Source organism: uncultured Aquincola sp., from assembly GCF_964001545.1.
Classification (GTDB): domain Bacteria; phylum Pseudomonadota; class Gammaproteobacteria; order Burkholderiales; family Burkholderiaceae_C; genus Aquincola.
Genome location: NZ_CAXFDV010000087.1, coordinates 1 through 2,642 on the forward strand (window position 1 = coordinate 1; position 2,642 = coordinate 2,642).

Consider the following 2,642-nt stretch of genomic DNA (forward strand, 5'->3'; position numbering starts at 1 on the left):
GCACCGGCCGCCCGCACCGTCGCCCAGGCTTTGGCCGACGCCCGCGCGCTGGGCCTGGAGCGGCTGGACGCCCAGTTGCTGCTGGCCCACCGCCTGGGCCGGCCGCGCACCTGGCTGCTGACGCACGACACCGACCCGCTGCCCGCGGCGGCGGATGCCGCCTTCAGCGCCGACTGCCGGGCCCGCGCCGATGCGGTGCCGCTGGCCTACCTGACCGGCCAGCACGAATTCCACGGGCTGATGCTGCAGGTCACGCCCGACGTGCTGGACCCCCGCCCCGACACCGAGACGCTGGTGGACTGGGCGCTCGACTGCCTGGCCGCACGCCCGTCCACGCTGCCGGCGCCGCGTGTGATCGACCTGGGCACCGGCTCCGGCGCCATCGCGCTGGCGGTGCAGCACGCCTGCCCGGCGGCCGAGGTGCATGGGCTGGATGCCAGCGCCGCGGCGCTGGCGGTGGCGCAAGCCAACGGCCGGCGCCTGGGCCTGCCGGTGCAGTGGCACGCCGGCCACTGGTGGCAGGGCGCGCCGGAAGGCCGCTTCGACCTGGTGCTGAGCAACCCGCCCTACATCGCCGGAGACGACCCCCACCTGCCCGCGCTGCGCCATGAGCCGCGCATGGCGCTGACGCCCGAGGGCGACGGCCTGGACGCCATCCGCGCCATCGTGGCCGGCGCGCCCCAGCGGCTGCTGGCCGGCGGCTGGCTGCTGCTGGAACATGGCCATGACCAGGCGTCGCCCGTGGCCGCCCTGCTGGCTGCGGCGGGCCTGGTGGACATCAGTCACCGGCACGACCTGGCCGGTCATGCGCGCTGCACCGGTGGCCGATGGCCGGGCTGAAACAACACCGATCTTTGCACCGCTTCATCCGCGTGCACAACGGTACGTTGCAGCAGTAGCATCAGTTCACTTCAGGCCAGCACGGGAGCATGCGATGCGTCGAACCATCCCTCTGCAACACGGTCTGGCGGTGCTGCTGGCGGCCGCCGCCGGCAGCGCTGCCGCCGGCGACGGACTGCGTGTCACCGACCCCGACCAGGCGTGGCCGCGCTGGCATGCCCGCATCGGCGTCATCGGCCCGACGGCACGCACCGACCTGTCCTTGACGAACCTGCCCCGGGCCCAGGGCGCCCAGGTGCTGGGCGACTACTACTTCGCGGGCACCGGCCTGGCCGCCGGGCGCATGGCCGGCGGCTTCCGCGCCACCAGCGGCCTGCTGCTGGGCAGCCGCAGCGCCGCCCTCAGCGCGGCCGCCATCCCGTCCGCGGGTGGCCTGTCGTTCACCCGCAGCACCGCGGATGCCACCGGCGATGCCTCGGGCACCGTGCCTTACCTGGGTGTGGGCTACACCGGCCTGTCGGTGCGCGGCGGCTGGGGCTTCACCGCCGACCTCGGATTGATGGCGCTGGGCGGCGGCTTGCGGGTGGGCGGCACGGCGTCGCCCAGCCTGGACGACGTGACACGCGAGCTGCGGCTGATGCCCGTGCTGCAGCTGGGCGTGTCCTATTCGTTCTGAGCCCACGCATGGGCTTGCCCGCCGCCACCGGCAGCGGGCGGCGCGATGCCGTATAACCGCGGGTTCGAAAGACCAACTGCCTTTTGCGGAACCACACCATGAGCGACGTCCAACAACGCATCGACAGCCTCGTCAAGGGCCACCGCGTCGTGCTTTTCATGAAGGGCACGTCCCAGTTTCCGATGTGCGGCTTCTCGGGCCGCGCGATCCAGATCCTCAAGGCCTGCGGCGTGACCGACCTGACCACCTTCAACGTGCTGGAAGACGAGCAGGTGCGCCAGGGCATCAAGGAATACGCCAACTGGCCCACCATCCCGCAGCTCTACGTCAACGGCGAATTCGTCGGTGGCTCGGACATCATGATGGAGATGTACCAGAGCGGTGAACTGCAGCAGGCCCTGACCGCCTCCGCCTGATGACCACCCCCGCCACCCCCGGCCGCCCGCCGCGGCTGGTGGTCGGCATCACCGGCGCCAGCGGCGCCGTGTACGGCGTGCGGCTGCTGCAGCGGGCGCGCACCTTGGGCATCGAGACGCACCTGGTGGTCACCCCCGCCGGCGTGCTCAACGTGCACCACGAGATGGGCCTGGACCGGCGCGCGCTGGAGGCCCTGGCCACCGCCGCCCATGCGCCAGGCGATGTGGGGGCCTGCATCGCCAGCGGCAGCTTCGACACGGCCGCCATGGCGGTCACGCCCTGCTCGATGAAGACGCTGGCCGCCATCGCCCACGGCTTTGGCGACAACCTGCTGACACGCGCCGCCGACGTGACGCTCAAAGAGCGCCGCCGCCTGTTGCTGATGGTGCGCGAGACGCCCTTCAACCTGGCCCACCTGCGCAACATGACCGCCGCCACCGAGATGGGCGCCATCGTGTTTCCGCCGCTGCCGGCCTTCTACCACCGGCCCAGCACCATCGACCAGTTGGTGGACGAGACGGTGGAACGCGCGCTGGCGTTGCTGGGACTGGACGCGGCCCGGCCGCAGCAGTGGCAAGGGCTGTAACGCCGGCCGCTAAGGAAGGTCTGCACAATTCGCCCGCTGCAAGCTTGGCGACAACGTGAAGCGCTGAGACGATACGGTGCATGAAGCAACACAGCCTGGGCCTGGGAATGACGGCCAAGCGGA

At 71.7% G+C, this 2,642-nt stretch carries 4 protein-coding genes; all 4 read left to right on the plus strand.

The features are described from left to right. On the plus strand, positions 1–840 hold an 840-nt coding region (prmC, locus tag ABNT58_RS03110), incomplete at its 5' end, for a peptide chain release factor N(5)-glutamine methyltransferase (protein WP_348752050.1). 94 nt (positions 841–934) lie between these two features. Then, entirely contained in the window at positions 935–1,516 is a 582-nt protein-coding gene (locus ABNT58_RS03115) for a hypothetical protein (protein ID WP_348752051.1), read from the plus strand. 98 nt (positions 1,517–1,614) lie between these two features. Beyond that, on the plus strand, positions 1,615–1,932 hold the full coding sequence (grxD, locus tag ABNT58_RS03120) for a Grx4 family monothiol glutaredoxin (protein WP_348752052.1): 318 nt from the start codon (positions 1,615–1,617) through the stop codon (positions 1,930–1,932). Beyond that, positions 1,932–2,519, plus strand: coding sequence for a UbiX family flavin prenyltransferase (locus tag ABNT58_RS03125; RefSeq protein WP_348752053.1), 588 nt, complete (start codon positions 1,932–1,934; stop codon positions 2,517–2,519). The genes grxD and ABNT58_RS03125 overlap by 1 nt, the downstream gene beginning before the upstream one ends. The last annotated feature ends 123 nt before the right edge of the window (positions 2,520–2,642 follow it).

Coding starts and splice junctions, on each gene's coding strand:
- ABNT58_RS03115 (WP_348752051.1), top strand. CDS start 935: ATGCGTCGAACCATCCCTCTGCAACACGGTCTGGCGGTGCTGCTGGCG.
- grxD (WP_348752052.1), top strand. CDS start 1,615: ATGAGCGACGTCCAACAACGCATCGACAGCCTCGTCAAGGGCCACCGC.
- ABNT58_RS03125 (WP_348752053.1), top strand. CDS start 1,932: ATGACCACCCCCGCCACCCCCGGCCGCCCGCCGCGGCTGGTGGTCGGC.